4 protein-coding genes are annotated in these 4,452 nt (G+C 75.2%); 2 read left to right on the top strand and 2 right to left on the bottom strand.

The window, feature by feature from the left end:
* The coding region (locus EF903_RS34445; protein WP_221888794.1) for a hypothetical protein at positions 1-424 on the top strand (424 nt) is incomplete at its 5' end.
* A 1,082-nt stretch (positions 425-1,506) separates the two neighbouring features.
* On the opposite strand, the gene EF903_RS29250 is transcribed toward EF903_RS34445, so the two are convergent.
* Together EF903_RS29250 and EF903_RS29255 are read right to left on the bottom strand one after the other, a co-directional pair.
* Complete coding sequence (locus tag EF903_RS29250) at positions 1,507-2,292, bottom strand: ANTAR domain-containing protein (protein ID WP_125548019.1); 786 nt, start codon at positions 2,290-2,292, stop codon at positions 1,507-1,509.
* A 12-nt stretch (positions 2,293-2,304) separates the two neighbouring features.
* Positions 2,305-2,601, bottom strand: a complete 297-nt coding sequence (locus EF903_RS29255; protein ID WP_125548020.1) for a hypothetical protein — start codon at positions 2,599-2,601, stop codon at positions 2,305-2,307.
* 635 nt (positions 2,602-3,236) lie between these two features.
* On the opposite strand from EF903_RS29255, the gene EF903_RS29260 reads away from it, so the two are divergent.
* The gene (locus EF903_RS29260) at positions 3,237-4,415 is read left to right on the top strand and encodes a PP2C family protein-serine/threonine phosphatase (RefSeq protein ID WP_260616083.1); all 1,179 of its coding nucleotides are present in this window, start codon (positions 3,237-3,239) and stop codon (positions 4,413-4,415) included.
* Positions 4,416-4,452: the final 37 nt, after the last annotated feature.

The following is a 4,452-nucleotide window of genomic DNA, read 5'->3' on the forward strand; positions in this document are numbered from 1 at the left end:
GGGTGCGGGCAGTGCGGGCGATGCGGGCGATGCGGGCGATGCGGGCGGTGCGGGCTCGGCAGGGCGGTGGCCGAGACGGCCTCCCGTCACGCACGTCGTACGCGAGCGGTGTCTCGTCGTGACGCTGTGGAGCCCACCCGACCCGGACCGCCGCAACGGGCTTGTCCAGCACGTCCAGTCCCTGCTGGAAGAACACCGCCCGGACTGCGTCGTCGTCGAACTGCCCCCGGCGGCCGCGACGGCATCCGCCGTGGCCACGGTCCTCACCCTCCACCGCCACTGCGCGGCCCGCCAGATCCCCCTGACGGTGGCAGCGGGCCAGTCGGAAACCCGCCGCCTGATCAAAGCGGTGCAGCCGGCGGTACCGGTCCTGGCGGAGGTGGCGGAAGCACTGGCGGAGGCACGAGGCGCGGCGCGGGGGTGAGGCTGCGGAGCCGGCCGGTCGGGGTCGGATGGTGCTGGGGGTGTCCCGGCAGCCCATTGTCCTTCCGGTGCGGGCCGTCCTGTAAAGGGCGCTCCCTGCGGTCGCGTCGCTGCGCGATGGCCTTACAGGCCACCCTTGACAGGACGTCCCGCCCCGGAATGCCAACAAGCTGCCGGGAAGCCCCCAGGGGAATGGCCTGGAGGGAACGTGAGGCGTGAGGGGGTGTCAGGGAGCTTTCTCTCCCGCCTGGGTGGCCCTTTCCGCCCCACCGGCATCAGCGGTGCGCGTTCGGCGGTGCCGCCCGGCCGCTTGCCCGCCTCAGACTCGGATTGCGGAGGCCTTCCCGGCGGCGGGAAGCCGTGACCGCACGAAACGATGACCAGAGCATTCTCCGGACACGTGAGCGCGTCAGTCGCTACGCGCGTCCCTTTTTTCGGCGTCCGGCGGCCGTCGGTCGTCGGAAGGGGCGGAAGATGCGGCGACTTGGGCGCTTCGCGCCCGGGTGGCGAGCGGGCGTCGAGTGGTTCGCGGCGCTTCGCTGCCCCGGAAGGTGTCGGTCGCCGATCCGACGGGCGTGTGGAGTGGCCTGGGGCGCTTCGCGGCCCCGGGTGGCGGGCGGGTCGCCCAGCAGGCAAGGGCGTATGGCGGGCTGGTGGGTTTTTCTGCCTCGGACGGTGGTCAGTCGCCCGGCCAAGGGTGTCCACTGGGCGATCTGATGCGCTCGTGTGTCCTGGTGGTGTTCTGGGCGTTGCTTCGAGCAGGCATGGGCCCCTCGGCTGCGGTCGGCAGGTCTGACGGTGCCGGTGGGGTGGATGGGGCCGTCGGGCGGGAGATCGTGTGCCTGATGCCCTTGTGGCTTGGGTTCCTCCAGGCCGTTTCTTTCCCCTGGGGGCTTCCCGGCAGCTCTTTGGCGTTTCGGTGGGGGTCGGGCTGTCAAGGGTGGCCCGCAAGGGCCATCGCGGAGCGACGCGACCGCAGGGAGCGCCCTTGACGGGCCGGGCCGCGCCGGAAGGACAATGGGCTGACGGGACGCCCCCGGCACGCCGCCGGCCCCGAGACGTCAGACCCCGCTCATCCGGCCCTCAGTCCGTGTCGAAGCGGAGGGTGCCGCGTATGACGTCGTGGGCAACCTCGGCGGCGGTGCGGTCCTCTCGGAAAGCGCGAGCCCGCAGCAGGGCCAGGGCCTCGTTGACGTCGATGCCCCGGACTGCCGTGATCAGATCCACGGCCTGGTGGATCTCCTGCTGCTCGGGCGGCGTCAGGCCGGGGTGGAGCCAGACGGTGACGTCCCCGCCGTCGCGGCGCTTCAGGGCGCCGATCACCTGGGTGGCGGCGTCGGCCGCGATGACAGCCGTCGCCAGTTCCGGCGGGGCGGGGATCCCGGGGGTGTCGCGGTAGAGGTCCAGGGTGCCGAAGACGTCGCTGCTGCTGCCGAGGGGGACGGAGTACACCGCGCGGGCCCCGGCCCGCAGGGCCGGGGGAGTGAACAGCGGCCAGCGCCGGGCCTCCCTGGCGGACGACAGGTCGGGGGCCAGCACCGGTGCGAACACCTCGGCGGCGGTGATGCCGGGACCGTCGCCCAGGGTGAACTGGAGGTCTGCGAGCCGCCGGGCCAGCGCATCGCTCGCGCACCAGGTGCTGCCGGGAACGCCGCCGAGGGCGAGGAGGCTGATCGCGAGCCCCCGCGCCGGCAGCATCGAAGCCAGCTCCGTGCACAGCCGGCCCGGCACGTCCTCGGGCGCGACCCGCTCCAGGGCCGCCATGATGCGGCGGAACACCGCGGCGCGCCGAGCGACGGCGGCGGCCGCCGGTCCCTCACCGCCGCCGGGGGCCGGCCGGTCGCGCCCTCCGCCTTCCGCGGTCGGCATCCGCGTCCCCGGTCATGCGCGCCGCACGCGCCGGCGGGACAGCAGCATGCCGAGGAGCAGCGTGGCGATGCCCGGCAGGAAGTGCCGCCTGTCGGCGTCGTGGAGCGGGACGAAGTCGGCGCTGTCGTGGTCGACGACCAGGCCGTGCACCAGGTAGGCGGTGCCACCGCCCACGAGGGGGGCGGGTGCGCGACCGGCGGTGCGAGCCGTGGTGTGGCCGGCTGCGCCGATCAGCCGGAAGACGGCGCCCACCGTGAGAGCGGCGATCTGCACGGCGGGCCTGGGCCGGGCTCGGGTGTGGAGGGCCATTGCAGGTGCTCCTACCGCTGTGGACGGACGCGGGCGGTCGGGACGGTCGGTGGCGGACGTCACGGGACGCGACGAGCGCGCGAACGCACCTCCACCCCGGGCCGCCGTACCGCCGCCTCCCGCAGGGCGGCTGCCCCGCCACGGCGGGGGAAAACGGGCGGCGGCTTCAGACGCGCGGGCCCCGGCCCGACCCCTGCGGCCTCCGGTGCACCGCACCGGCCCCCGGCCGGCCCTTACGAGCCGAAACGGACCATGGCCAGGCCCGAGCCGTCGGGGAGCCGGCGTGAAGGGTACGCGGACGGCGGGGCCCGCGCCGTGGGGGATTCCGCGCGAGTGCACCGTCCGGCAGATCCGGGGCACGCCTGACTCCCGGCCGCGCCCCGTCCGCCTCGCCCACCGGAACCCGCGGGGGCGGCCGTGGCGGCTCGGGCAGGGCCGCCACCGGGCCGGCGGCCCTGCCCCTCCGCGGGGCGCGGCCGCCCGGCTGCGGCGAATGGCGCCCCACCCGGAAGGTGGGCCACTCTGGAGGTGGCCCGCCGGGTGGCGGCCCACCCGAGCGGACCGGCATGTCCGCGCTGCGCCCTGGCGGCACCCGTGGCGGCGCCGGCGGGCCCACCGTGACGAGGGGAGCGGCCGTGACCGGGAGCGACGCCGTTTTCGCGGAGCTGCTGGAGGGTTCGCACCGCGTGGCCGCACGCGAAGTCCCCGACCTCGTCGAGGCCGCGGGCAAGCGCCTCGGGCTGAGCAGGACGCGCCTCTACGTGGCGGACCTGCAGCAGGTACGGCTCGTCGCGATGCCCCAGAGCGGCCCGGGCCCGGGCGGCCCCGCCGACGCCCTCGACATCGACTCCTCGCTCGGCGGCCTCGCCTACCGGACCCGGCAGGTCCAGGTGCCCCGCGACCGCGGCACCGCCTGGGTGCCGATGATCGACGGCATCGAGCGGGTCGGCGTCATGCAGGCGACCGCGCCCGCCTTCCCTCCGGCCCTGCTGGACGTGAGCCGGGCCCTGGCCTCGCTGGCGACGCTGGTGCTCATGTCGAAGTCGCCGTACAACGACCTGGTGGTGAAGCGGGAGCGGCTGCGCCCCATGACCGTGCAGGCGGAGCTGGTGTGGGCGTTCCTGCCGCCGCGGACCATCGGCACCGCCGAGGCCACCTCGTCCGCGGTGCTGGAGCCGGCGTACGACATCGGGGGCGACGCCTTCGACCACAGCTTCACCGAGGACGGCCTGCACCTGACCCTGCTCGACGCGATGGGCCACGACCTCGCCTCCGGCGGCGCCAGCGCCACGGGCCTCGCCGCCTGCCGGGCCACGCGGCGCGCGGGGGGCACCCTCCCCGACATCGCCCGCACCATCGACCGCACCCTCGAACAGTGGATCCCCGGCCGTCTGATGACCGCCGTCATCGCCCACCTCGACACCGCGGGCGGGCAGTTCACCTGGGTCAACTGCGGCCACCCGCCGCCGCTGCTCATCCGCGACGGGCATGTACTGCCCCGGGTGCTGGAGCGGACCCCGCAGCTGCCGCTCGGGCTGGGCTTCCACAGGGACGAACCGCCCATCCTGCACCGGGAACGCCTCCAGCCCGGCGACCGCGTCCTGATCCACAGCGACGGCGTCACCGAGGCCCGCGGCCCCGACGGCAGCGTCTTCGGCGAGCAGCGCCTGGCCGACACCGTCATCCGCTCCACGGCCGCCGGGGACACCGCCCCCGAGGCGCTCCGCCGGCTGATCCAGTTCGTGCGCGGGCACCAGGAGCACAAGCTGCGCGACGACGCCACGATCCTGCTGGTCGAGTGGCACCCCGGCTGACGGCGGGCCGCACCGCACACCCGCACCTCGTACGGCA

The organism is Streptomyces sp. WAC05292 (assembly GCF_003949955.1).
In the GTDB taxonomy this organism is placed as follows: Bacteria; Actinomycetota; Actinomycetes; order Streptomycetales; family Streptomycetaceae; genus Streptomyces; species Streptomyces globosus.